We start from the raw sequence: 25108 nt of genomic DNA on the forward strand, positions 1-25108 counted from the left end.
GGAAGGGACCTGGGGTGAGGATGTGACGGACCTGTGAGCAGACTGGGAGCGCGGCGCTCTGGCCTGCGCGAATGCCGCAGAACGGTGATGTCAGGCGGGCAGGAGGAGGCCGTCCTCGACGAGCCCGCGCACGGTCGGCAGGACCTCGGCCGCGACCGCCTCGGCGCCGGTCCCCAGCAGCGCGCCGAGCGCTCCGACGATCTGGCCGACCGCGAGCTCGCCGTCGCACGCCCCGACGAGCCCCGCCACGGCGGTGCCGACCTGCACCGTGCGTCCGAACCCGCCGCCCTGGCGCAGCAGGACGACCTGCGGGTCCGCGGCACCCGGCGTGAGGTACCGCTCCTCGGTCACGTCCCCTGCGACCTGCAGGCGCTCGCGCGCGAGGGCGTCGTCGTCGCGTGCGGCGAGCCAGTCGTGCGCCGCGAGCGACGCCGCGAGCACCGGCCCGAGCGGCTGCTGGACCGTCCCGGTGACCTCCTCGAGGCGGCGCAGCCGCGCGCCCCGGGCGGCCTCGTCGTGCGGCTTGCGCAGCGTCACGACGCCGAACCCGACCGCCGCGACGTCACGGCTCGCGAAGTCGTCGAGCCACGCGCCGTAACGCAGCGCCCACCCCGAGGGGTCCCGCTCGGGCGTGGTGCCGCCGTCCCGGATCCACGTCTCGGCGTACTGCGCGGGGTCCAGCAGCTCGCGCTGGACCACCCACCCGTCCAGGCCCGACGCGTCGAGCCACTGCCCCACGCGCGCGTCCCACGGCTCGCCGCGCCGCACCTCCCAGTTGCCCAGGAGCTGCGCGACGCCGCCGGGCTCGAGCACGTCGGCCACCCCGACGACGAGGTCGCGCACCAGGTCGTCGCCCGCGCGGCCACCGTCGCGGTACTCGTACGACGGGACGTCGGCGCGCCGCGGCGTGATGACGAACGGCGGGTTGCTCACGACGAGGTCGAACCGCTCGTGCGCGACCGGTTCGAGCATCGAGCCCTCGCGCAGCGCGAGCCGGTCCTCGCCGATCCCCGCGAGCGCCGCGTTGAACCGCGCGAAGCCCAGCGCGCGCCGCGAGATGTCCGTGGCCGTGACGTGCCCGACGTGCCGCGACGCGTGCAGCGCCTGCACACCGCAGCCCGTGCCGAGGTCGAGGCCTCGCGCGCGCTCGTCGCGCACGGTGACCTGCGCGAGCGTCGTCGAGGCGCCGCCCACCCCGAGCACGTGGTCCGTGCGCAGCGCGCCCCCTGTCGCGAGCTCGCCCAGGTCGGACGCGAGCCACCAGGTCGCCTCGCCGCGGCCGTCGACGGCGGCGTAGGGGCGCAGGTCGACGAGTGCGCGCACCTCGTCGTCGGGCGCCTGCCCCGCGGTCGTGACGAGCCCGAGGCGCTGCGCGCCGTCCGTGCCCAGCCGGGCGAGCGCACGGTCCAGCCGGCCGCGCGTGGTCGAGACGCCCAGGACGAACAGGCGGGTGAGGACCGCGACCGCCTCGTCGCCGCCGCCGAGCGCGAGCGCCGTGTCGGTCGCGCGCAGCGCCGGCACGACCTCCGCGCGGTGCAGCGCACCCGCGGCCACGGGGCCGAGCACCGACTCGACGTGCTCGACGTCGTACCCGACGGCGTCGAGGTCGGCCCGCAGCGCATCGACCAGGTCCGGGGCGTTCAGGGGAGCATCCACTCCCCCATCTTCCCCGAGCGGCGCGCGCACCTGCCGCGCTGCGCCCCTGTCCCGGGCCGGCCGTCTCGGGCCTGCTCGCTCAGTCGTCGAGGCCGAAGAACCGGGCCATCGCCGCGACGTCCACCGCGAAGGTGTGCGTCCCGCCCTGCAGGCTGAACGCCTCGACGGGCGGCTGGTCGCCGTCCGCGCCGTACCGCGTCCGCGTCCACCCGCCGTCGAGCTCCACGGTCGAGACCGGCTCCGCGGAGACCCCGAGCACGTTCGTCCACTGCTCCACGGCCTCGCCGAAGTTCGGGTAGAGCAGCACGGCGTCGTCGGTGCCGTGCCACAGCTGCACGCGTGGTCGTGGGCCGGTCCACGCGGGGTCCATCGCGCGCGCGAGGTCGCCCCACTCCTGCGGCGTGTGATCGACCTGACCGCCCCAGCACTCCGGCGTGCGCGGGACCGGGCGCAGCGGGCCCGGCGGCGGGTCCGACGTCGCGGCGCAGCCCGCGGGGACGCCCGCGAACGCCGCGCCCGCCGCGAACACGTCCGGGTAGGCGGCCAAGAGCACCTCGGTCATCATCGCGCCCGACGAGTAGCCGAACACGAACACGCGCCCGGGGTCCGTGTGGTGCGCGCCCTGCACCTGCTCGACCATCTGCGCGATGCTCTGCGAGTCGCCGCCGCCGTCCCGCGTGAGGCTCGCGGTCGAGGACACGTCGAAGCAGTGGCCCAGCCGGTCGGCCTGCGGGTAGACGACGACGAAGCCCTGCGAGTCGGCGAGCTGCTCGATCCCCGTGGTGCGGAAGTCCTGCGCCGAGCCCGAGCAGTAGTGGATCGCGACGACGACCGGGGCCGGGTCCGCCAGCTCGGCCGGCAGGTACTGGTACATGCTCAGACCGCCGGGGTTGGAGCCGAAGTCGAACACGTGCGTGAACGCCCCGGTGCCGGTCGTGGCGGCGGGGGTCGCCTCGTCGGTCTGCTCGCCGCGCGTCGCGCGGTCGGTCGCCGCGCGGTCTGCCGTTGCGGAGTCCGCCGTCGCACGGTCGGTCGTCGCGTCGTCGGACGTCGTGCAGCCCACGAGGCCCAGCGCGAGCGCCGCGCCCGCGGTCAGGGCCACGAGCCGCCGCCTCCCGGTTCTCATCGGCACCCCTCGGTCGTCAGCGTTGCAGGAGCCAGGACAGCTCGGACGCGAGCAGCGCCCGGCGCGACGGGCTCGACAGCGCGCGGGCGTCGTGGCCGAGCGCGTCGTACAGGACCCTCGTCGTGCCGGGCATCGTCCAGACCACGGGGTGCGCGCCCGCCGTGCCGTGCCCGTGCGCCTCGTCGGGCGTGACGTCCGCGACGACGAGCACGTGCGCCTCGTCGGCGACCACGAGGTCGGCGTAGCGCTCGTCCTCGGTCGTGACCTCGCCCAGGCTCCAGGTGACGGGGTGCTCGTCGTCGACGACGCGGAATGTCGCCGGGCCGTACGGCGGGTGCCACGAGCGGGCGTCGACCCACTGGCCGCCGATCGTCGCGGCCCACCGCGGGTCGTCGCCGAACGCGTACGACGACTCGTGCAGCGCGAGCACCGCGGCACCGCCGTCGACGAGCGCCTGGCGCGCGTCGTGGAAGCGGCGCCACTCGCCGGCCTCCGGTCCCGGGTCCGCGCGGTGCGCCGGGTCGCCCGCCGCGACCACCGCGAGCAGCTGCGGCGCCCACTCGTCGAGCCCCGGCTCGTCGAACGTCGCGGGGTGCGTGCTGCGCACGCGGACCTCGTGGCCGAGCGCACGCGCCACCTGCGCGACCTCGTCCGCCTGCGCGGCGCAGTCGTGCCACGGGTCGCTGTACCGTCCCGCACCCGCCAGCACCAGCACCGTCGCCATGCCCCCAGCCAACCACGCCGCTCACCTGGGCCCGCAAGACCTCCTGCGCCCGAACCCGTACCGGGAGCACGAGAGCGCGGCACCTGGTGCGGTGCCACGCTCTCGTGCGTACGGGTCGTGCGGGTTCGTGCGAGGTTCGTGCGAGGTCGTGCGGAGGATCAGACGGCCGCGATCTTGTCCGGCTCGTCGAGCGCGTGCGCGAGCGCACCCTCCCGGTCCACGCGGGCCGCACGCAGGCGGCTCGCGATGACCGCGCCGAACGCGATGGCCGCCGCGACCAGCGCGATGCCCAGGCGCAGCGGCGTGTTCGCGTCCTCGCCGAACGAGACCACGACGATCGCCGGGGCGATGAGCACCGACACCAGGTTCATGACCTTGATGAGCGGGTTGATCGCCGGGCCGGCGGTGTCCTTGAACGGGTCACCGACGGTGTCACCGATGATCGCGGCCTCGTGCGCGGGCGAGTTCTTGCCGCCGTGGTGCCCGTCCTCGACGATCTTCTTCGCGTTGTCCCACGCGCCGCCGGAGTTCGCGAGGAACACCGCCATGAGCACGCCGGCGCCGATCGCCCCTGCGAGGAACCCGGCGAGCGGGCCGATGCCGAGACCGAACCCGACCGCGATGGGCGCGAACGCCGCGAGCAGACCCGGCGTCGCGAGCTCGCGCAGCGAGTCGCGCGTGCAGATGTCGACGACACGGCCGTACTCGGGCCGCACCTCGTGCGTCATGATGCCCGGGTTCTCGCGGAACTGGCGGCGCACCTCGAACACGATCGCACCTGCCGCGCGGGTCACGGCGTCGATCGCCAGCCCCGAGAACAGGAACACGGTCGCGCCACCCAGGATCACGCCGACGAGCGTGACCGGGCTGATGATCTCGTAGTTCATCATCGCGGCGACCAGGTCGTCGACGGGTGCGTTGCCGACCTCGGCGATCTTGGTCGCCACGGCGTCCGCGTACGACCCGAACAGGGCCGTCGCGGCGAGCACCGCCGTCGCGATCGCGATGCCCTTGGTGACGGCCTTCGTCGTGTTCCCGACCGCGTCGAGGTCGGTGAGGATCTGCGCGCCCTCCTCGGTCACGTCGCCGGACATCTCCGCGATGCCCTGCGCGTTGTCCGAGACCGGCCCGAACGTGTCCATCGCGACGATCACACCGACCGTCGTCAGCAGGCCGCAGCCCGCGAGCGCGATGAGGAACAGCGACAGCGCGACGTTGCCGCCCGCGATGAGGAACACGCCGCAGATCGCCGCCGCGATGATGCCCGCGGTGTAGACCGCGGACTCGAAGCCGACGCCGATGCCCGAGAGCACGACCGTGGCCGCACCCGTGCGGGTCGTCTCCGCGACGTGGAGCGTCGGCTTGCTCGTCGTGCCGGTGAAGTAGCCGGTGACCCACAGGATGACGCCCGCGAGGACGACGCCGATCGCGACCGCCGCCGTGGCGATCAGCCGGGGGTCGCCGTCCTGGCCGGACAGGTCCGCCGTGCCGCCGACGAAGTCCGCGAACGAGCCCGGCAGGTACACGAACGCCGCGATGCCCGCGAGGACGACCCCGACGACCGCCGAGATGTAGAAGCCGCGGTTGATCGCGGTCAGGCCGCTCTCCGCGCCCCGCACGCGCGTGATCAGCACGCCCAGCGCCGCGACCAGCGCGCCGACCGCGGTCACGATGAGCGGGAACACCAGGCCCTGCTCGCCGAACGCGGCGCGGCCCAGGATGAGCGCCGCGACCAGCGTCACGGCGTAGGACTCGAAGAGGTCGGCCGCCATGCCGGCGCAGTCGCCGACGTTGTCGCCCACGTTGTCCGCGATGGTCGCGGCGTTGCGCGGGTCGTCCTCGGGGATGCCCTGCTCGACCTTGCCGACCAGGTCCGCGCCGACGTCCGCGGCCTTGGTGAAGATGCCGCCGCCGACGCGCATGAACATCGCGAGCAGCGCGGCACCGAAGCCGAAGCCCTCCAGCACCGCGGGGGCGTCACCCCGGTAGATCAGCACGACTCCCGCAGCACCGAGCAGGCCGAGGCCCACCACCGACATGCCGACGACGCCGCCGGTCCGAAACGCGATGCGCGCGCCCTCGGCCCGTCCGCCGGGCAGCGACGCCGCCGCGGCCACGCGCACGTTGGCGCGCGTCGCGAGCCACATGCCCAGGAAGCCGATCGCGGCGGAGAACGCCGCACCGACCAGGAAGAAGATCGAGCGTCCGAGCTTGACCCCGCCGTCTCCCGGCAGCAGGAACAGCAACGCGCAGACGACCACCGCGAACAGCGCGAGCGTCCGGAACTGCCGGTTGAGGTAGGCGGACGCGCCTTCCTGCACCGCTCTGGCGATCTCCTGCATCGACGCCGTGCCGTCGCCTGCCGCCAGCACCTGCCGCCGCAGCACCGCCGCGACGACGAGCGAGGCGATCGCCAACGCTGCGATGACCCCGACGATCGTCAGGCTCGTGGAACCGAGCTCGACCATGCACCCTCCTCGGACCCTCGGACGCACCCCCTGCACGTCCTCCCGCACGGCCCCGTTGCCGCGCGATGGGGCAGTCTAGCCACGGCCCAAGGTCCTAGACGTGACGGGCGAGTAACCACCGTCCGGGCGCGGCGTGACGGCCACGTGGACGCGCGCCTTCGGCGGGGCAACGGTCCTGGTGGCCGCAGACGTCGAGAAGGTAGGAGGGCGACGGGCCCGACGACGGACGAGCGGGAGAGGGAGCACGGTGCGCGACGACGACGCTGACCGGCTGCTGGCCGATCTGGTGCACCGACGAGGACCGGCACTCGTCGGGTACGCGCACCTGCTCTGCGGCGACCGCGCCGCGGCCCAGGACGTCGTGCAGGACGCGCTCGTGCGCGTGTTCGGGCGCCTGCGGCGCGGGTTCACGCCCGACTCCGCCGAGGCGTACGTGCGGCGCGCGGTGCTCACGGTGTTCCTCGACGAGCGCCGCTCGTCGGCCCGGTTCGACCGGGTTCGGCACGTCGTCGCGACGCCCGACGAGGCCGCCGCCCCGGGCGAGAGCGACGACCGGCTCGACCTGCGCCGGGCGCTCGACGTCCTGGGCCGTCAGCACCGCGCGGCCGTGGTGCTCCGCTACTACGACGACCTCACCGTCCCCGAGGTCGCGGCACGCCTGGGTGTGGCCGTCGGCACCGCCAAGCGCTACCTGCACGACGCGCTGCGCCTGCTCGAGGACGAGCTCGGCCCGCTGGACGCCGACGACGAGGTCACGCCGGTCGTCGCGCGCCGTGCCCCCGCCGGCCCGCGGCCGGGCCGCGACCTCGACCCGAGCCCGCGAGCACGACCGCAGACCGGCCCGCAGACCAGCCCGCCCGCTCGACCCGACGGAGGTGCCCGATGACCGAGTTCCGCGACCGTCTGCACGACCTGGGCGACGACCCGCACGCCCGACGCCCGCTCGAGGACCTCGACGTCGTCCTGGCGCGCGTGCACGGGCGTCGTCGACGCCGCACCCTCGCGCTGGGCGGCGTCGCCGCGGTCGCGGCGGTCGGGATCTGGGTGGGCGGCTCGACGCTCGCCGTGGGCCTGCGCCAGCCCCAGGTCGTCCCGGGCCAGGTCACGCCGACCGCCACGGCTGGACCGACGGCGACGGCCGGAGCGAGCACGGCACCGGTCGTCCTGCCCACACCGCGGAGCACACCGGGCGCGCCAGGCGACCTGTGCGGGTACCCCACGCAGTGGTTCGCGACGCGCGACAACGCTCCGACCGCGACCGTTCGCACCACGCTCCTCGACGACGAGGTGCGCTCAGGGACCGCGGCGCGCACGCTCACGTCCGTGCGGCTCGTGCAGGAAGGTGCGCGTCTGGAGGGCTTGACGCTCGCGCTGGCGCTCGACGGCGTAGTCGTGGCAACAGCCGACGCCACCGAGCTGGGCGACGGGACCTCGGACACCCTCGTCGCGGCGTGGACGCCAGCCGCGGTGTGCGACGACGGTGCGGGCTCGTCGGCCGGGGCGCCCCTGCCTGCTGGGACGTACCAGCTGTTCGTCTCCGCGCGGCTCGACCGCGAGACTCGCGGTGACGAGGTCGTCGGGACGCTCGAGATCGTCGGCACCGCCGAGGACGTGACCCCCGCCCCGAGCTCGACCGCCGACCCGGCACTGCCACCGCTCGGGTGGATGGAGACCGTGTGCGGGCAACCGGCACCGCAGTGGCCTGAGGGCTCACCCGTCCGGGTCGACGCCACCCTGCCCGAGCAGGGGATCACGCCGTCGCCCGACGGCTGGCACCTGCCCGTGACCGTCACCTACACGGGTCCAGGCGTCCTGAGCGGCACCGCGCGCGCGTACGCGACGTACTGGCTGCTGCGCGACGGAGTCGTGGTCGCGGGCTCCGAGCTCGGCCCCGGCGACGCGGGCCTCGAGCACGTCGTGCTGCCGACGGGGCTGCCCGTCCCGATGGACGTGACCCTGGCGTCGCCGGGCGACGCGTCTGCCACGTGCGACGGCAACCCGCTTCCTCCGGGCGACTACGAGCTCACCGTCCTGTACCTGGTCCTCGACCCGACCCTGGTCCAGCCCGACGGCTCCCGGTTCACCGCTTCCTCCCCGGAGCGCGTCCTGCTGACCCGCAGCGCACCCCTGGCGATCACGCTCGCCGGCTGACCCACCCCGTGCCGGTGCGTCGCACCCGGTTCGTCGTCCCGGCGGCTGGCTTCGTCGGTCCGGCACCGGTTCGTCGGTGCGACCCGACGAACCGGTGCGGGAACAACGAAGCGGCTCGGCTCGTCGCGCTGATGGTGACGGACGACCGGATGAGCCTTGCCATGCACTACAACGGTTCGCGAGGGTTCGTCGTCTCTGCTGATGAGGACGGCGCACCGCCGGCCTCGTGACCGATCGGAGCGGTGTGGGCGACGACGACGTGCTGGCGACGCTGGCCCGCGAGCGCGGGCGGGCGCTGTTCGGCTACGCCTACCTGCTCACGGGGCAGTCGCACGCCGCCGAGGACCTGGTGCAGGAGGCGCTCGTGCGCACGTTCGCGCGTCGTCGGGCCGGTTTCACGCCCGACGACGCCGAGGCGTACGTGCGGCGCGCGATCCTGACGACGTTCCTGGACGACGCGCGTCGGCGCCAGCGGTGGTCGGGCGTCCGGCACCTGCTGGGCCGGCACGACGAGCCCGCACGCGACCCCGCACCCGCGGTGGGAGCCGTGCTGGACGTGCGCGCCGCCCTGGCGACGCTCGCACCGCAGGAGCGCGCCGCCGCCGTCCTGCGCTGGTGCGAGGACCTCACCGTGCCGGAGGTCGCGGCCCGCATGGGCCTGGCCGACGGCACCGTCAGGAGGTACCTGTCCACCGCAGGTCACAAGCTCGAGGCGCTGCTCGGTCCGCTCCCGGACGACGAGTCGGTGCCGCTCACCCCCGGGAGGACCCGGTCATGACCGAGCACCACGACCAGCCCCGCAACCCCCTGTCCGACGCGCTGTCGGCCGCCGAGCACTCTGCCGCGGCCCGCGCCTACGAGGTCCCCGTCGAGCTCGTGCGCACGCGCGCACGGCGTCGTCGGGCCGGTCGGACGACCGCCGCGGCCGGTGCGCTCGCGCTCGTCGTCGCGGGCGTCGCGGTCGCCGTGCCGCGCCTCGCGGACGGGGACGGCGGACTGCGGCTCGCCGCGGACGCGCCCGCGCAGTGCAGCGTGTCGCCGGCACAGATCCGTGCGGGCGACGGGGTCGTCGGTGCCGACGGTGGGGACGGCGGATGGGTCGTCGAGACCAGGGTCGTCCCCGGCACGCTCCAGCCCGCACGGCAGGGGCGGTGGGCCATGGCCGTGAGCACGACCGCGGACATGCAGGCCGCCGACTACCTCGGCACCCCGCTGGGTGGCTCGATCGCGACGTCCGTCGTGCTGGTGCGCGACGGTGCGGTGGTCGCCGTGCTCGACGGCTCGTACGACATGTCGCTCGAGGAGGCCCGGAGCGTCGCCGTCGACATGCAGCCGCAGCCGTTCCCCCTGGACGTCGACCTCGCGGGCACCTTCGTCTCGTGCGAGACCGGCGAGGACGCCGTCCTCGACGCGGGCACGTACCAGCTGGTGGCGACCTCGACGATCCGCTTTGGCCTCGCGGCCCGCGGCTCCGACGTGCCGGGCGACTTGCACGACGCCCGTTCGACCAGCGAGCCGCTCCAGGTCGTCGTCCCCGCCGGGAGTAGCACGCCGCTCGCCGGCCCGACGACCTGCGGCGCCACCGACGACGAGCTGCGCGACCTCGCCGACCCGCAGACCAACCCGGCGCCGCTGCTGCTCAGCGCGAGCTCGGTGCCGCGCACCGCTGCGTCCGGCAAGAACCTGTCGTTGCAGCTCGCGGTCACCAACGACGGCCCCGCGCACATCGACGCCCGGACCGGCTACCCCGAGGTCGTCCTGGTGCGTGACGGTGTCGTCGTCGGCGGCCCCGGCCCCATCGAGGCCATCGGCATCGACCTCTCGCTCGACCCGGGTGCGTCGACGCCGCTCGACGCCGGGACGCTCCTGCTGAGCTGCACCGACGACACCACGCCGCTCGAGCCGGGCGACTACGAGGTCTGGGCGCTGTCGACGTTCACGCCGCTGGGTCCCGACGGCGCGCGGGAGACCGACGCCGACGACTGGTCCGCCGCGGCCGGGCCGTGGCCGCTGCAGGTCACCGGCGACGCGGTCGTCGACGACCAGATGCCGGGGCTGCTCGAGATGACGTGCGGCACCTCCGCCGACGAGCTCGCGCAGTGGGCCGCGATCACGCAGGAGTCGCCGCTGGCCGTCGAGGCGACCGCGGCGCCGGCCGACGGCGCGCTCTCCGTCACGGTGACGAACAGCGGGGACGTCCCGGTCACTCTCCTGCCCGATCATCTGAGTGCCGGGCTCTCGGACGGCGAGCAGGTGGTGGGCATGGGCCTGACCGCGATGTACGACGCGACCACGACGACGCTCCAGCCGGGCGAGTCCACGACGTTCAGCACCACCTACAGCGACCCTGAGGGGTGCGACGGGCCGCTGAGCACCGGGACCTACGACACCTGGGCGGCCCTGGGCGTGACCGTCGACGGCACCCCGAGCACTCTCGTCGCCGGCCCCGTCCCGGTGGAGCTCGCCACGCCCTGACCTCGTCGAAGGCGAACCCGCACTCCCACGTCGACCAGCCCTGCGCGGTCGGCGGCGGCGAGGTCGGCAGTCCTGCGCGAGGTCGGCACTCCGGACTGCCGATCTCGCGCCGGAGTGCCGCCCTCGCCGGTGCCCGCTCATGTCGAGCTCCCACCTCACGCTCACCCGCTGAGCCGCGTCGGCGTGAACGCAGGGTCAACGAACTCGGACCCGGGGTCCAGCCGGCGCCCAGTGTTCGCCCAGGTCAGGCTGGCTGAATCGAGGTCGTTCCCAGCCCCGACCTCTGGAGCACCACGTGTCGCCCTACGCCCTCTACGCGGCCGATCTCGTCGCGATCCTCGTCCTCACGTTCGCCGTCTACCTGCCCCGGCACCGGCGCCGCGACCTCGTCGTGGCGTTCCTCGCGGTGAACGTCGGGGTGCTCGCGGTGTCGGCGGCGCTCGCGCAGAGCACGATCGCTGCGGGGCTCGGGCTCGGGCTGTTCGGCGTGCTGTCGATCATCCGGCTGCGGTCCACCGAGCTCGCGCAGCACGAGGTCGCCTACTACTTCGCGGCGCTCGCGCTCGGGTTGATCGGCGGGCTCGGCACGACGTCGATCGGCCTCGGGGTCGAGCTCATGGTGGCGATCGTGGCGGTCGTCGCGTTCGCGGACAGCCCGCGCCTGCTGGACCGGCTGCGGCAGCAGATCGTCGTGGTGGACCGCGCGATCGCCGACGAGACCGCGCTCGTCGCCCACCTCGAACGGCTGCTCGGCGGGCGGGTGCACTCCGCGACCGTGCAGCGGCTCGACCTGGTCAACGACACCACGACCGTCGACGTGCGGTACTCGGCAGGCACGCTGCCGTTCTCGTCGGACGAGCCGATGGGCGCGACGGGCGTCACCGGCTACCCGCAGGCCGAGCGTCAGGGGGCGCGGTACCAAGCGGGGTACGAGCGGGCCGGCAGCGTGCAGCCGGAGACGCTGCGGTGAGCGCGGCGGACCTCGAGCGGCGCCTCGCGACGCTCACGGCAGTCGGGCTCGCGGACATCGACGAGGCCGGCGCAGGGCTCCTGACCCGCGTCGACCGCAAGTACGTGCTCCCCGCGGTCGCGCTGGCGACGCTCCCCCTGACCGACGGCGCACGGGTGCTCGAGATCGAGGGTCGCCGCACGTCGCAGTACGCGTCGGTGTACTTCGACACCCCCGCGCTCGCGAGCTACCTGGGCGCGGCGCACCGTCGGCGAGGCCGGTACAAGGTCCGCACCCGCACGTACGCGGACTCGGGCGACTGCTTCGTCGAGGTCAAGACCCGCGGCGCACGCGGCGCGACCGTCAAGCTCCGCCAGCCGCACGACGGCGCCGCGCACGAGCTCACCGACGCCGCCCGGGCGTTCACGACGAGCACGCTCGGCCCGCACCGCCCGCTCGACGGTCCGCTGCGCCCCACGCTCGCCAACCGCTACCGCCGCACCACGCTGCTCGTCGACGGCGGACGGCCGGGCGCGATCGCCCGGACGACGATCGACACCGACCTGGTGTGGGTCGACGCCGAGACCGGCGACGAACGCCCGCTCGGTCCGCTCGTCGTGGTCGAGACCAAGACCGGCGCGTCGCCGTCGGTCACCGACCGGCTGTTGTGGCGCCACGGCCACCGGCCCGTCCGCATCTCCAAGTACGGGACGGGGATGGCCGTGCTGCACCCCGAGCTCCCGCTGACCCCCTGGCGCCGCGTGCTCGACCGGCACATCGAGCCGTACGAGCGCCTGACCGCTGGCGTCTGAGCCGGCCCCCGAACCCGCCCGAGCCCACGACCACGCCTGAGTCCGAGGAGGACCCCATGCGCACACCCCTGAAGCGAGCCGCGATCCGCGCGGCCGTCCCCGCGACCGTCGTCGCCCTGATCCTGGCCGGGTGCACGGCGCAGGGCGACTCGTCGTCGACGTCCCCGACCGCGACCGCCGCTGACACCGGCACCGGCACCGGCACGACCGTCCCGGCGTCCACCGACGCGGACCTGACGGTCGAGTCCGCGATGGCCCAGAACACCGCACCGCACGAGGTCGACGCGTCCTACGACGAGTCCACGGCGGTCGACGTGACGCTGGCTGACGGATCGTCGTCGTCCTCGTCGGACGCCGTGAGCGTCGACGGCGACACCGTGACGATCGCCGCGGGCGGCACCTACCGGCTGTCCGGGACACTGACCGACGGGCAGGTCGTCGTCACGGCCGCCGACCAGGACGTGACGCTCGTCCTCGACGGCGTCGACCTGACGAGCTCGACCACGTCACCGCTGCAGGTGCTCGAGGCCGACGACGTGCTCGTCGTGCTCGCCGACGGCAGCGACAACAGCCTCGCCGACACGACCACCTACGCGGACGACGACGAGGCGAGCGGCGCGCTGTTCAGCGCGGGTGACCTGACGATCACCGGCGACGGCTCGCTGGACGTCACGGGCAACGGCAACGACGGGATCGTCGGGAAGGACGGCCTGGTCGTCGCGTCCGGCACGCTCACGGTCGACGCGGTCGACGACGGGATCCGCGGCAAGGACTACCTCGTCGTCGAGGGCGGCACGCTCACCGTCACGGCGGGCGGCGACGCGCTGAAGTCCGACGACGACGAGGACGCGACACTCGGGTACGTGCTGGTGAACGACGGCACGATCGACCTCACCGCGGGCGACGACGGCCTGACCGCGGCGACCGACGTGCTCGTCGCAGGCGGCACCCTGGACATCACCACGGGCGGCGGCGCGGACGCGACCGTGGCCGACGACGCCTCCCCCAAGGGCCTCGTCGGCGACGCGGCGGTCGTCGTCGGCGGAGGCACGCTGGCGGTCGATGCGGCCGACGACGCGATCCACTCCGACGCGGTCGTCTCGATCACGGGCGGGGCGCTGACGCTCGCATCTGGTGACGACGCCGTGCACGGCGAGTACGCGCTGCAGGTCACGGGCGGGACGCTCGACGTGACGCAGGCCGTCGAGGGGCTCGAGGCCCAGGAGATCACGATCCTGGACGGCACCATCACGCTCGTCACCAGCGACGACGGCCTCAACGGCTCGACCGCCGACGGCTCCGCCGACGAGACCGCGACCGGCGACCAGGCCCAGCAGGGCGGCGGCTTCGGCGGCGGCGGGGGCGGCATGGAGGCGGCCGACGAGAACGTGTCCGTCACCATCGCGGGCGGCACGCTCGTCGTCGACGCCCAGGGCGACGGCCTGGACTCCAACGGGAACCTGACCATGACCGGCGGGACGGTCGTCGTGTCCGGCCCGACGAACGACGGCAACGGCTCGCTCGACTACGCCGGGACGTTCGAGATCACGGGCGGCGAGCTCATCGCCGTCGGGTCCTCGGGCATGGCGCAGACGCCGTCGGGCGGCACGCAGTCGTTCGTCGGGATCACGCTGTCGCAACAGGGCGCGGCCGGGGACGTCGTGCAGGTCGTCTCGTCCGACGGCGACGTCCTCGCCTCGTTGACCGCGGTCAAGCCGTTCTCGTCGGTCGTGTACTCGTCCCCCGACGTGGTCGACGGCGCGACGTACACCGCGGTCCTGGGCGGGACCGCAGGCGACGCGGTCGCCGGGCCCCTCAGCCGCGGCGGCACGGCCGGGACGACGACCGCCGGCACCGGCACCGCGGGCGAGGTCGCGGCAGGCATGGCCGGCCCCGGAGCTCCTGGCGGCGGCATGTCGAGCGGTGAGCGTCCCGGCGACGGCCAAGCGCCCGGGCGCCAGCCCGCTCCGCCGGCCACGTCGAGCGACGCTTGACCGGCCACCGTGCTCACGCCCGTGGCGAGGCCGCTCCGGGATCGGCTTCGGTCCGTCGCCGGGCGCGGCGCTACCCCTGCGGCGACGACGTCTCTCCGGTCCCCAGGCGCGGGAGGGCGGGTGCGTCGTCCGTACGCGGCACGGGCGAGCCGAGGAGCAGCACGTCGCCCGCGAAGTCTGCGCACGACGTCGGGAGCTCGACGCCGTCGGCCCGGAGCTGGCTCGCAGGCACGAGCGTGCCCGCGACGCGCAGGTCGTCGCCGATCCGGAACGGCTCGCTGCTCGAGCTGGCGATCCACGTCAGCGCACCCCGCAGCGCGTCCCACTGCCACGTCGGCGGGTTCACGGCCACGAGCGTGCCCGGCGAGATCGCCAGGCACCCGTCGAGCACTCCGAGCCGTCCCACGACGACCGGCCCGTCCGGGACCGCGTCCCGGACGATGCTCACGGCCGAGACCGGTGCCGCACCCGGGTCCGGTCCGTCGTCCGTGAGCGGTCCGACGAGCAGTGCGGCCACACCGCCGACGACGGTCACGGCTGCGGCGGCTGTCAGGGCGACAGCCCGCCCGTGCCGCCGGCGCCCGACGAGCCCGTCCGGCCCCGGCGTTGGCGCTGTGACGACCGTCAGGCGCCCTGACCGGCGCCGCGGGACCTCGTCGGCCGAGCGCGCTCGCGCCGGTGCGGGGTCCGCTCGCCCCGGCTCGGGGTTCGCCGCCGGCCCGTGCTGCGGGCTCGTCCCGGCGGCGGCGCGCACGAGAAGGTCGTCGGCCTCCGCGTCGACCTGCGCACGGAACGCCGCCGCGAAGTCCTTCTCGGTGATCTTGACGCTCATCACGACCTCCTCGGGTCGGCGACGGACAGGCGGCGCAAGGCCTGGTGCGCGGTCACGCGCACGGTGCTGCGGGACATGCCCAGGACGCGGGCGATCTCGCGGTCGTCCAGGTCCTCGATGTAGCGGAGCGTGAGGACCGCGCGGGCGCGGGGCGGCAGGCCGGCGATCATCGAGACGGCCGCGTCGACCGACTCGACGTACGCGTACTCGTCGGGCGCGACCGGCTCGCGACCGCCCGAGGCGACCACTGCCGCCTCCCGGCCGCGCACCTGGTCGAGGTAGAGCCGCACGAGCACGGTGCGCGCGTAGGCGAACGGGACCCGCGCGGTGCGCACCTTGTCCCAGTGCACGAGCAGGCGCACCGCGGTGTCCTGCACCAGGTCCTCGGCTGCGGCGGCCTCGCGGCACATGCCGAGCGCCACGCGCAGCAGCGCACGCCGATGCTCACCGACGAACTGCGCCACCTCGTCGTGCGCCCCCCGCTCGCCCGACGCAACCCCGACGTGCGTCCCCCGCTCACCCGACGCATCCCCGACGAGCTCGGCACTCGCGCGCGAGGTCGGCACCCCGGACTGCCGCGCTCGTACGAGACTGCCGAGCTCGCGGGCGTCGGCTGCATCGCGACGCGCGTCGCCCCGCCCGGCGCTCGTCGGCGCGTCTGTGCCCATACCTAGGAGACTGCCGCAACCCGCCCAGGTGTTTACCCAACCGGCAGCGCGTCTCGTCCGCCGAGCCCGATCCGGGACCCCGAGCGACCGCTGGGTCGCGGCGGGGAGGCTCGCCGACCCAGCGATCGCTCCGGCCTCACCGCCTCAGAACCGGAGCAAGCGCTGGGTCGCGGCGGAGAAACTCGCCGACCCAGTGACTGCTCCGGGCTCGATCACTCTCAGTCGGAGCAGACGCTGGGTCGCGGGTGGTGCGGACGGGGCGGGGGTCTGGGCGGGGTCAGGAGGGGTGGCGGGTGGCGGCCAGGGCTTGCTGGTACTCGGTGGTGGTGCCGTCCGGGCGGACCTCCTGCAGGACGTGGTCCGTCACACCGAGGTCGTGCAGCGTCGCGGTCAGGGCGCGGACGTCGTCGTCGGACAGGACCGTGGGGTCGACCGTGGTGCGGACCTGCACGTCGACGCCCGAGTCGAGCACCATCCGCAGGCTCGCGAACGCCTGGTCGGCCGCCGTCGTCTCGCCGCCGACGCGCGTGATCGCGCGGTACAGGTGCCGCGGCGCCTTGACGTCGAATCCGATCCAGTCGACGAGCGGCAGCAGCGGCTCGAGCTTGCGCGGGTAGGCCCCGCCGGTGTGCAGGCCGACGCCGAACCCGCGGTCGCGGACCTCGCGCATCGCGTCGGCCAGCGCCGTCTGCCTCGTCGGCTCGCCGCCGGAGAACACGACCCCGTCGAGGAGCCCGGCACGACGAGTGAGGAGCTCGCGCACCTCGCGCCACGGGACCTGACCCGGCGCTCGCGGGTCGAGGATCGCGTGGTTGTGGCAGTACGTGCAGCGCCACGGGCAGCCCTGCAGGAACACGGTCGCGACGAGCCTGCCCGGCCAGTCGCACGACGACATCCGCGTGAGCCCGGCGATCACGAGGTCACCGGCGCAAGCCTCCTTGCGCCCGCCGCCGAGGGTGAGCGCCGCAGCGGCACCCACTCCGGGCAGGAGGGGGCCCGCGGCCGCGCCCCGCGGACCCGACCGCGCGGGACCGGCGTCCCCCGCGGTCCCGAGCGGGGCCGCCTCGCCGCGCGCAGGGGGCAGCGCCCGCTCGTCGTCGGACGACGACGGACGCTGCCCCACCGACGCGACTGTCACGCGAGCGCCGCCACGGACTCGCGGAAGTGCGTGCGCTCGGCGTGCTCGCCCTTCTTGCCCACGTTGAACGACGACACAGGCCGGTGGTAGCCCATGACGCGCGTCCACACCTCGCACTCCTGCATGCGGCCGACCTCGGCGCAGCGCGGGCACTCCTGGTGCTCGCCCGCCAGGTAGCCGTGGTTCGGGCAGATCGAGAACGTGGGGGTGACCGTCAGGTACGGCAGGCGGAACCGGGACAGCGACCTGCGGACCAGCTCACGGGCGGCGTCGGGGGTCGACAGTCGCTCCGACATGTACAGGTGCAGCACCGTGCCGCCCGTGTACTTCGTCTGCAGCTCGTCCTGGCGCTCGAGCGCCTCGAACGGGTCGTCGGTGAAGCCCACCGGGAGCTGCGAAGAGTTGGTGTAGTACGGGTTGGTGTCCGTGCCGGCCTGCAGGATGCCGGGGAAGCGCGCGCGGTCCTCCTTGGCGAAGCGGTACGTCGTGCCCTCGGCCGGCGTCGCCTCGAGGTTGTAGAGGTGGCCGGTCTCCTCCTGGAAGTCGACCATCCGGGCCCGGACGTGGTCCAGGACCCGCACGGCCATCTGGTGACCGCGGGGGTCGGTGATGTCGTACTCGTCGCCGCTGAAGTTGCGGATCATCTCGTTGAGACCGTTGACGCCGATCGTCGAGAAGTGGTTGTCGAGGGTGGCCAGGTAGCGCTTGGTGTACGGGAAGAGGCCCTGGTCGATCAGCCGGCCGATCACCTCGCGCTTCAGCTCGAGGCTGGTGCGGGCGTACTCGACGAGCTCGTCGAGCCGGGCAAGCAGCGCGGGCTCGTCGCCCGCGTGCACGTACCCCAAGCGCGCGCAGTTCACGGTGACGACGCCGATCGAGCCCGTCTGCTCCGCCGACCCGAAGAGGCCGTTGCCACGCTTGAGCAGCTCACGCAGGTCCAGCTGCAGGCGGCAGCACATCGAGCGCACGTCGCCCGGCTTCATCTCCGAGTTGATGAAGTTCTGGAAGTACGGCAGGCCGTACTTCGCGGTCATCGCGAACAGCGCGTCCGCGTTCGCGCTGTGCCAGTCGAAGTCCTGCGTGATGTTGTACGTCGGGATCGGGAACGTGAAGACGCGGCCCGTGGCGTCGCCCTCGGTCATGATCTCGATGTACGCGCGATTGATGACGTCCATCTCCGGCTGCAGGTCGCCGTAGGTGAAGTCGCACGGCTCGTCGCCGACCATCGGGACCTGGTCCTTGAGGTCGTCAGGGCAGATCCAGTCGAACGTGAGGTTCGTGAACGGCGTCTGCGTGCCCCAGCGGCTCGGCACGTTGAGGTTGTACACGAGCTCCTGGATGCCCTGCTTGACCTGCGCGTACGTCAGGTTGTCCGTCCGCACGTACGGGGCCATGTACGTGTCGAAGCTGCTGAACGCCTGCGCCCCGGCCCACTCGTTCTGCATCGTGCCGAGGAAGTTCACGATCTGACCGATCGCCGCCGAGAAGTGCTTCGCCGGACGCGCGTCGACCTTGCCGGGGATCCCGCCGAGGCCCTCCTGCAGCAGCGTGCGCAGGCTCCAGCCCGCGCAGTAGCCGGAGAGCATGTCGAGGTCGTGGATGTGCAGGTCGCCCTCGCGGTGCGCCTCACCGACCGCCGCCGGGTAGACCTCGGACAGCCAGTAGTTCGCGACGACCTTGCCCGCGGTGTTGAGGATCAGGCCGCCCAGCGAGTAGCCCTGGTTGGCGTTGGCGTTGACGCGCCAGTCGCTGCGGTCGAGGTACTCGTCGATCGACGACGCCACGTCGACCGTGACGGGCGCGGTCGGGGTGGGGGCCTGCGCGGCGGGCTCGGACATGGCGGTGTGCGCTCCTTCGTCGTCGAATTCATGATCTCACCGCGACCCCCACATGTAGTGGTGCGCTTGGTGGACGTTCACAAGATGTGGGAATTTCTATGCCCACGGCGGGTGGCGCTCCGGGACCTTGGTCCCGGGGGACCGGGTGCCCGCAGGTGGCGCGCGCGGCCGCGCCGCGAAGACACGGCGTGTCGCTGCGCGCAGTTCACCCGGACGCCCCGGCGTGTCGGTCCGCGGGCTCGCTCCGGCCCTCACGACGGGCGCCGAGGCGGCCCTGCCCGGGCATGCGGCGACGAGCGCCGACCACCCCTCGACCCTCGCAGGTGCCGGCGCGCGGGGCACCGCGTCGTAGCCTTGGCGCACGTCGCAGTCGAGTGCACGGCACCACCGCGCCGGCCCTGCCGACCGCCACCGCCCCAGCCCCGCCGTGGGAGAACCATGACCGCGAACGACCCCGACGCACGGGCCCTCACCCCGCGCGACGTCGCGGTCCGCGCCGCGGTCGCGGACGACGTGGCGGGCATCTGCGGGTTCGGCGAGGCGCACGTACGGGCCCACTACGCGCCGCTGATCGGCACGGCGGCCGCCGACGAGCAGGTGCGCCGCTGGTGGAGCCCGCAGTACGTGGGCGCGGCGGTCGCGGCTCGGGACGTCGTCGTCGCCGAGCGCGACGGTCGCGTCGTCGGGGTGGCGCAGCACGGTCGGGCCGGCCACGACCACGTGGTCTACAAGCTCTACGTCGCGCCCGGCCTGCGCGGGAGCCGCCTCGGGCCTCGCCTCGTCGCCGCACTCGTCGAGCGGCTCCCCCCGGATGTCGACCGGCTGTTCGTCGAGCACGTCGCCGCCAACCGCCGTGCAGCCGCGTTCTACGAGCGTGAAGGGTTCGCGGTGGACCACGTCGACCCTCACCCGAGCGGCGACCCCGCGCTCGGCACCGTGTGGCGCATGCGGACGCTGCCCAGGTGACCGCCCGTGCCCCCGCCGGGACGCACCCGCGGGGGCACTTCGTCGGCGCCTCATCCCCGACACCTGCGAGCGCGAGCTCACGGACCTCGTCCGGAGCACGGCCGCTCGGGTGCGAGCATGGTCGGGTGGAGTCCGACGAGCTGCTCGACGTGCTGCTCGCCGGTGGACGACGAGCCGAGCGCGCGACCCACGTGCGCCACGTCCCGGCACGCGAGGGGGTGCGCGAGCCGTGGCCTGCGTGGGCGGACACGGACCTGGTGCGCGGCTACCGCGCCCTCGGGGTCGACTCGCCGTGGCGGCACCAGGCGCAGGCCGCGCAGGCCGCATGGGCCGGCCGGCACACCGTCCTGGCGACGTCGACGGGCTCCGGCAAGTCCCTCGCGTACTGGCTCCCCGCGCTGAGCGCGGTGCGCGGGCGGGCGGCCGAGGCCGCGCTCGACCCGGGCCGCATCGAGTCCGCCCGACGTCGCGCGAGCGTCCTGTACCTGTGCCCGACGAAGGCGCTCGCGGCCGACCAGCTCGCCGCGCTCGACCGTCTGCTGACCGCCGCGCAGGTGCGCGACGTCCGGGTCGCGACGTGCGACGGGGACACCTCGACCGACGAGCGCCGCTGGGTGCGCGACCACGCCGACGTCGTGCTGACCAACCCGGACTTCCTGCACTTCTCTTTCCTGCCGCAGCACGAGCGATGGTCGCGGCTGCTGGCGTCGCTGCAGTACGTCGTGCTCGACGAGTGCCACGCGTTCCGCGGGGTGTTCGGCGCGCACGTCGCGCTCGTGCTGCGCCGCCTGCGCCGCCTGGCCGCGGCCTACGGCGCCTCGCCCACGTTCGTGCTGGCCTCCGCGACCACGGCCGACCCGGCCGCGAGCGCCGCACGCCTGCTCGGCGTCGACCCGCACGAGGTCGAGTCCGTCACCGAGGACGCCTCGCCCGCGGGACGCAAGACCGTGGTGCTGTGGGAGCCGCCCGAGCTGCCCGGCTACGGCCCGGACGCGAGCACTCCGTGGGCCTCGCTGCTGCCGGACGAGGACCCGTGGGCGACCCCGGGCGAACCTGAGACCCGGCCGCGCCGCACGGCGACCGCCGAGGTCGCCGACCTCCTGGCCGACCTCGTCGTGCACGGCGGCCGGACGTTGGCGTTCACGCGCTCGCGCCGGGCGGCGGAGTCGGTCGCGACCGCCACGCGCGAGCACGTCGCCCACGCCGACCCGTCGCTGCGCGCCACGGTCCAGGCCTACCGCGGCGGGTACCTGCCCGAGGAACGACGAGCGCTCGAGCACGCGATCCGGTCCGGTTCGCTGCGCGCGCTCGCGACGACGAACGCGCTCGAGCTCGGCGTGGACATCTCCGGCCTCGACGCGGTGCTCATCGCGGGGTGGCCGGGGACGCGCGTCTCGTTCTGGCAGCAGGCCGGCCGTGCCGGGCGTGCGGGCGCCGACGGGCTCGTCGCCCTCGTCGCGCGCGAGGACCCGCTCGACACCTACCTCGTCCACCATCCCGAGGCGGTGCTGGACGTCCCCGTCGAGGCGACCGCGTTCGACCCGACCAACCCGTACGTGCTCGCCCCGCACCTGTGCGCGGCCGCCGCCGAGCGCCCGATCCGCGCCGAGGAGCTCCCGCTGTTCGGCGACCGCGCGCTGGCCGTGCTCGACGACCTCGTCGCCAACGGCGTGCTGCGCCGCCGCTCGTCGGGCTGGTACTGGACGCATGCGGAGCCCGCCTCGCGGCTGACCGACCTGCGCGGCGCGGGCGGGAACCCCGTGCGCGTCGTCGAGACGGACACCGGGCGTGTCCTCGGCACCGTCGACGCCGCCGCGGCCGACGCCACGCTCCACCCGGGCGCGGTCTACGTGCACCAGGGGGCGACGTTCGTCGTCGACGAGCTGCACCAGGCAGACGACGTCGCGCTCGCGACCCGCCGGGACGTCGACTTCGGCACCTGGGCCAAGTGGCTGTCCACGACCGCGATCGTCGACGTGCACGACGAGCGCCACTGGGGCCCGGTCGCGTGGTACCTCGGCACGGTCGACGTCACGTCGCAGGTGCTCGGGTTCCACCGCAAGCACCTGCCCGACCTGCGCGTGCTCGGCTACGAGGACCTCGAGCTGCCGCCGCGGACGCTGCGCACGTCGTCGGTGTGGTGGACCGTGCCGGCGTCCGTGCTCGAGGAGGCGGGCGTGACGCTCGAAGCACTGCCCGGAGCGCTGCACGCCGCGGAGCACGCCTCGATCGGTCTGCTGCCGTTGCTCGCGACGTGCGACCGCTGGGACCTCGGCGGGCTGTCCACCGCGCTGCACCCCGACACGGGCGAGGCCACCGTCTTCGTGCACGACGCCCACCCCGGCGGGGCTGGCTTCGCCGAGCGCGGCTTCCACCTCGGAGCGACCTGGCTCACCGCGACCCGCTCCGCGATCGCCGACTGCCGGTGCACCACGGGGTGCCCCGCGTGCGTGCAGTCGCCCAAGTGCGGCAACGCCAACAACCCCCTCGACAAGGCCGCCGCGCTGCGCCTGCTCGATGCCGTCCTGCGTCACGCCACGGCCTGACGCCACCCCACCTGACGCCACCCCACCTGGCGCGACCCAGCCGGCCCTCGGCCAGCCCGACCCCGTGTCACCAGGCTCCACAGCGCCTGACCCGGCAGCGCCAGACTCCCCGGCGGCCGACCCAGCATCACCAGGATCCGTAGCACCCGGCTCGGCACCGGCCGGCTCCGCGCCGCGCGGGCCGGCGCGGGCGTGAGCGCGGGCCGCCGCTCCCGGCGCGGCCACGTCGACATCCACCGCCACGACGCCTGCGGGGCCCGCCGTGCACCTGACCAGCTCCGCACCGTTGCGCTCCGCGACACGGCTCGCCAGCGCGCAGGCCGCCGCCTCGTCGTCCCCGCGCTGCATGCGCGTCGCGGCCGCGAGCGCCGCGAGGTCCGCCGCGGCCTGAGCACGCCCGCGCGCGGCGTGCGCCGCCGCCACCGTGGCCACCGCGGCGGCGGCGAGCAGCGCGACGAGCACGACGGCGAGCAGCAGCGCCGTCCCGGCCCCACGCTCGTCGCGCGGGTCGAGGCGCGGCGCCCCGGTCACGGTTCGCTCCACGCGGCCGACCGCCCCGTGAGCGTGACCGCGCTGCCGATCCCTGCGACCGTGAGCGACGCCGCGACGCTGACCGTCACCCAGCCCTCGTCTCGCGTCACCCCCACGCTCGCCGCGTCGCCCGCGACACGACGCGAGGCTGCGACCACCGCCGCGTCGTCCTCCCCCAGCGCCGCCAGTCGCGCGCCGGTGCGCGCGGCCTCCGCGCACCGCTGCTGCACCACACCCGCCGCGCTGGTCCCCAGCACCGCGAGCAGCAGCAGGACGACCGCGGGCAGACCGACCGCGAGCTCCGCCGTCACCGACCCGCGGTCGGCCTGCCCGCGCCTCACAGGGACAACGCCTGCTTGATGATCCCGCCGAGCAACCCCTTGACCTCGTTGCCCTTGAGGATCACGACGAGCAGCCCGGCGAACCCGACCGCCGCGAGGGTCGCGATGGCGTACTCGGCGGTCGCCATGCCCGCGTCGTGCGCGTGGCGCGTCACGCGTCGCACGACGCGCGTCGGCACCCAGCCGGTGGCCGGGCGGTGTGCGCACCACCGCCGGCGCGACGCCGTGCCGGCCCCGTCCGCGGCCTCGGCCCGAGCGGGCTCCGCCGGCTCCCCGCCCGCGTGCTCCTGCAGTGCTGTGCCGTCCATCCGGCACCTCCTGTCCTCCGACCTGGGTCGGCCTGGTGAGTGGGGCGCGGCCTGCGCGCCCCGTCCGACGCCTGCCGGACGCCGCCAGCGTCACGACTTCCTGCCTCGCGTGGGCTGCCGCGGACGCGATCTGGGGGCGAGCCGGTCGCCGGCGTGACCTGTGGACGGCTCGCCGGCCGGGTCCTCGATCACGGGAGCAGCCCGACGAGCAGGCCCGAGCCGAGCCCGAGGACGAGCGGGGCCAAGCCGAGGAGCGCGAACGCCGGCAGGAAGCACAGGCCGAGCGGCAGGACGAGGTGCACGCCCAGCGCGGCACCCGCGGTCCGGGCTCGTCGGCGGCGTTCACGTCGCACCGTCGCCGCGCGCACGCGCAACGACGGGCCGGGTGCCGACCCGGTCAGCCACGCGTCCTCCAGGCAGTCCCGCACGTCCAGCGCACCCTCGGGCGCCCCGGCCCACGCCGCCTGCCACGACGCACCGAGCATGAGCGCGGTTCCGGCCGCGACGAGCGCATCTCCCGCCTCGCCGCCCGCGGCCCTGCCCACGGCGTTCAGTGCTCGTGGCACGGAGGCGCCTGAGGCGACCGCGGCGTCGAGGAGGTCGAGCAGCAGCACGCCCTCGACCGCGGCCGTCCGCGCCGGACGGCCGCGGGAACGTCGGGCCGGCGAACGTGTGCCGCTCACCGGCCGCGCCGGATGGACGCTCCACGGCGTCACCGCGAGCACGAGGGACAGGACGAGCACGACCTCCACGTCAGCCCCCGGCCCGCCCAGGCACCGTGCGGCGCTCGGGCACCGGGCGACGCCCAGGCGCTGGGCGACCCTCGGGTACTGGGTGACCCTCGGTCGCTGGGCGGCGCTCGCCCGCACGGCGTCCGGCTCCGCGCCGGGGCACGCCGGTCCGCGCTCGCGTGGGCGCGGCAGCCCCGCGAGCCGCGCGCGTGAGCAGGGCGGCGGTCCAGCGCCGCCCGGCGACGAGCAGGAGCACCCCCGCGACACCCGCTGTGGTGCCGAGGCCACCGCCCAGCAGGACACCGACCGGGTCCGCGCCGAGCACGGTCCCGAGCGCGACGCCCAAGAGCGGCAGCCACCCGAGGACGCGGGCGGTCGCGCGTGGACCGGCGAGTGCCGCCTCGACGTCGTCGCGCTCCGCGGCATCGGCGGCCAGCGACTCCGTGACGCGTTCGAGCACCCCGACGAGCGGCGCGCCGAGCTCATGCGCGGTCTGGGCGGCTGCGACCACGGCGGCGGTCCGCTCGACCAGGCGCAGCCGCTCACGTGCCACGGCTCCGCCTCGTCGCGCGCGCGACACCCGACCGCGTGACTCGCTCCCGCCAGCCCCACCGCAGGCCGCGACGAGCGTCCCGACGTCGGGCACGTCGCCTACCAGCCGCATCCCGAGCGCGGTCTCCCACGCGTCGCGCGGAGCACGCCCCGCCCGCAGCTGCGCCCCGACCGCGACGAGCAGCGCTTCGAGCGCGACGCCCGTCGGCGGTGCGACCGCGCTCCGCGTCAGCCCCGACACGTGTGACGGGCGTCCGGGGACCCGTCCCGGCGGACCGACGAGCACGAGCACGACGACGGCG

General features: G+C 74.8%; 21 protein-coding genes and 1 pseudogene. 10 read left to right on the forward strand and 12 right to left on the reverse strand.

The genetic code is table 11. The features are described from left to right. Positions 1-90 precede the first annotated feature (90 nt). The 4 genes from CGE01nite_RS04880 to CGE01nite_RS04895 all read right to left on the reverse strand — a co-directional run bounded on the left by CGE01nite_RS04880 (position 91) and on the right by CGE01nite_RS04895 (position 5974). Positions 91-1656 (reverse strand): DUF7059 domain-containing protein, encoded by a 1566-nt coding sequence (locus CGE01nite_RS04880; protein WP_229747486.1) that lies wholly within the window; start codon positions 1654-1656, stop codon positions 91-93. A 79-nt stretch (positions 1657-1735) separates the two neighbouring features. Next, the gene (locus tag CGE01nite_RS04885) at positions 1736-2782 is read right to left on the reverse strand and encodes an extracellular catalytic domain type 1 short-chain-length polyhydroxyalkanoate depolymerase (RefSeq protein ID WP_141369323.1); all 1047 of its coding nucleotides are present in this window, start codon (positions 2780-2782) and stop codon (positions 1736-1738) included. A gap of 16 nt (positions 2783-2798) precedes the next feature. Further along, on the reverse strand, positions 2799-3506 hold the full coding sequence (locus CGE01nite_RS04890) for a ThuA domain-containing protein (protein WP_141369325.1): 708 nt from the start codon (positions 3504-3506) through the stop codon (positions 2799-2801). Positions 3507-3664: 158 nt separating this feature from the next. Beyond that, the gene (locus CGE01nite_RS04895; protein WP_048344528.1) at positions 3665-5974 is read right to left on the reverse strand and encodes a sodium-translocating pyrophosphatase; all 2310 of its coding nucleotides are present in this window, start codon (positions 5972-5974) and stop codon (positions 3665-3667) included. 247 nt (positions 5975-6221) lie between these two features. Here CGE01nite_RS04895 and CGE01nite_RS04900 point away from each other — a divergent pair, with 247 nt between their 5' ends. The 7 genes from CGE01nite_RS04900 to CGE01nite_RS04930 all read left to right on the forward strand — a co-directional run bounded on the left by CGE01nite_RS04900 (position 6222) and on the right by CGE01nite_RS04930 (position 14355). Next, positions 6222-6860 (forward strand): RNA polymerase sigma factor, encoded by a 639-nt coding sequence (locus tag CGE01nite_RS04900; RefSeq protein ID WP_141369327.1) that lies wholly within the window; start codon positions 6222-6224, stop codon positions 6858-6860. After that, a complete protein-coding gene (locus CGE01nite_RS04905) occupies positions 6857-8125 on the forward strand; it encodes a hypothetical protein (protein ID WP_141369329.1) in 1269 nt (422 codons plus the stop codon). Before CGE01nite_RS04900 ends, CGE01nite_RS04905 begins: the two co-directional genes overlap by 4 nt. A gap of 226 nt (positions 8126-8351) precedes the next feature. Continuing rightward, a complete protein-coding gene (locus CGE01nite_RS04910; RefSeq protein WP_229747487.1) occupies positions 8352-8903 on the forward strand; it encodes a sigma-70 family RNA polymerase sigma factor in 552 nt (183 codons plus the stop codon). Beyond that, the gene (locus tag CGE01nite_RS04915) at positions 8900-10600 is read left to right on the forward strand and encodes a hypothetical protein (RefSeq protein ID WP_141369331.1); all 1701 of its coding nucleotides are present in this window, start codon (positions 8900-8902) and stop codon (positions 10598-10600) included. Before CGE01nite_RS04910 ends, CGE01nite_RS04915 begins: the two co-directional genes overlap by 4 nt. A gap of 295 nt (positions 10601-10895) precedes the next feature. After that, positions 10896-11570, forward strand: a complete 675-nt coding sequence (locus tag CGE01nite_RS04920) for a DUF4956 domain-containing protein (protein WP_229747488.1) — start codon at positions 10896-10898, stop codon at positions 11568-11570. Continuing rightward, positions 11567-12361 carry a polyphosphate polymerase domain-containing protein gene (locus CGE01nite_RS04925; protein ID WP_141369333.1) on the forward strand — a complete coding sequence of 265 codons (795 nt, stop codon included), beginning with the start codon at positions 11567-11569 and terminating at the stop codon, positions 12359-12361. The genes CGE01nite_RS04920 and CGE01nite_RS04925 overlap by 4 nt, the downstream gene beginning before the upstream one ends. 56 nt (positions 12362-12417) lie before the next feature. Continuing rightward, a complete protein-coding gene (locus CGE01nite_RS04930; RefSeq protein WP_141369335.1) occupies positions 12418-14355 on the forward strand; it encodes a carbohydrate-binding domain-containing protein in 1938 nt (645 codons plus the stop codon). Between the two features lie 70 nt (positions 14356-14425). Here the strand turns inward: CGE01nite_RS04930 and CGE01nite_RS04935 are convergent, their stop codons facing one another. The 4 genes from CGE01nite_RS04935 to CGE01nite_RS04950 all read right to left on the reverse strand — a co-directional run bounded on the left by CGE01nite_RS04935 (position 14426) and on the right by CGE01nite_RS04950 (position 18831). After that, positions 14426-15187: a hypothetical protein gene (locus CGE01nite_RS04935; protein WP_141369337.1), complete on the reverse strand. Its 762-nt coding sequence runs from the start codon at positions 15185-15187 to the stop codon at positions 14426-14428. After that, positions 15187-15855, reverse strand: a complete 669-nt coding sequence (locus CGE01nite_RS04940) for an RNA polymerase sigma factor (protein WP_141369339.1) — start codon at positions 15853-15855, stop codon at positions 15187-15189. The genes CGE01nite_RS04935 and CGE01nite_RS04940 overlap by 1 nt, the downstream gene beginning before the upstream one ends. A gap of 277 nt (positions 15856-16132) precedes the next feature. After that, on the reverse strand, positions 16133-16978 hold the full coding sequence (locus CGE01nite_RS04945) for an anaerobic ribonucleoside-triphosphate reductase activating protein (protein WP_307722630.1): 846 nt from the start codon (positions 16976-16978) through the stop codon (positions 16133-16135). A gap of 11 nt (positions 16979-16989) precedes the next feature. Then, complete coding sequence (locus tag CGE01nite_RS04950) at positions 16990-18831, reverse strand: ribonucleoside triphosphate reductase (protein ID WP_141369343.1); 1842 nt, start codon at positions 18829-18831, stop codon at positions 16990-16992. 438 nt (positions 18832-19269) lie between these two features. On the opposite strand from CGE01nite_RS04950, the gene CGE01nite_RS04955 reads away from it, so the two are divergent. Together CGE01nite_RS04955 and CGE01nite_RS04960 are read left to right on the forward strand one after the other, a co-directional pair. Then, positions 19270-19797, forward strand: coding sequence for a GNAT family N-acetyltransferase (locus CGE01nite_RS04955; protein WP_141369345.1), 528 nt, complete (start codon positions 19270-19272; stop codon positions 19795-19797). A gap of 125 nt (positions 19798-19922) precedes the next feature. After that, complete coding sequence (locus tag CGE01nite_RS04960) at positions 19923-22343, forward strand: DEAD/DEAH box helicase (RefSeq protein ID WP_141369347.1); 2421 nt, start codon at positions 19923-19925, stop codon at positions 22341-22343. A gap of 189 nt (positions 22344-22532) precedes the next feature. Here CGE01nite_RS04960 and CGE01nite_RS17535 read toward each other — a convergent pair. From CGE01nite_RS17535 to CGE01nite_RS04980, 4 genes and pseudogenes are all read right to left on the reverse strand, one after another. After that, positions 22533-22886 (reverse strand): annotated as a pseudogene (locus CGE01nite_RS17535) (Rv3654c family TadE-like protein); the annotation flags it as partial. Next, entirely contained in the window at positions 22871-23215 is a 345-nt protein-coding gene (locus tag CGE01nite_RS04970; RefSeq protein WP_141369349.1) for a TadE family type IV pilus minor pilin, read from the reverse strand. The gene CGE01nite_RS04970 and the pseudogene CGE01nite_RS17535, both read right to left, overlap by 16 nt. Then, the gene (locus CGE01nite_RS04975) at positions 23212-23523 is read right to left on the reverse strand and encodes a DUF4244 domain-containing protein (RefSeq protein WP_141369351.1); all 312 of its coding nucleotides are present in this window, start codon (positions 23521-23523) and stop codon (positions 23212-23214) included. Before CGE01nite_RS04975 ends, CGE01nite_RS04970 begins: the two co-directional genes overlap by 4 nt. Positions 23524-23711: 188 nt before the next feature. Beyond that, complete coding sequence (locus CGE01nite_RS04980) at positions 23712-24275, reverse strand: type II secretion system F family protein (RefSeq protein WP_170210897.1); 564 nt, start codon at positions 24273-24275, stop codon at positions 23712-23714. Positions 24276-24357: 82 nt separating this feature from the next. Between CGE01nite_RS04980 and CGE01nite_RS16915 the strand changes: the two genes are divergently transcribed. Beyond that, entirely contained in the window at positions 24358-24846 is a 489-nt protein-coding gene (locus CGE01nite_RS16915) for a hypothetical protein (RefSeq protein WP_170210898.1), read from the forward strand. Positions 24847-25108: the final 262 nt, after the last annotated feature.

It is taken from the genome of Cellulomonas gelida, assembly GCF_006538725.1.
In the GTDB taxonomy this organism is placed as follows: domain Bacteria; phylum Actinomycetota; class Actinomycetes; order Actinomycetales; family Cellulomonadaceae; genus Cellulomonas; species Cellulomonas gelida.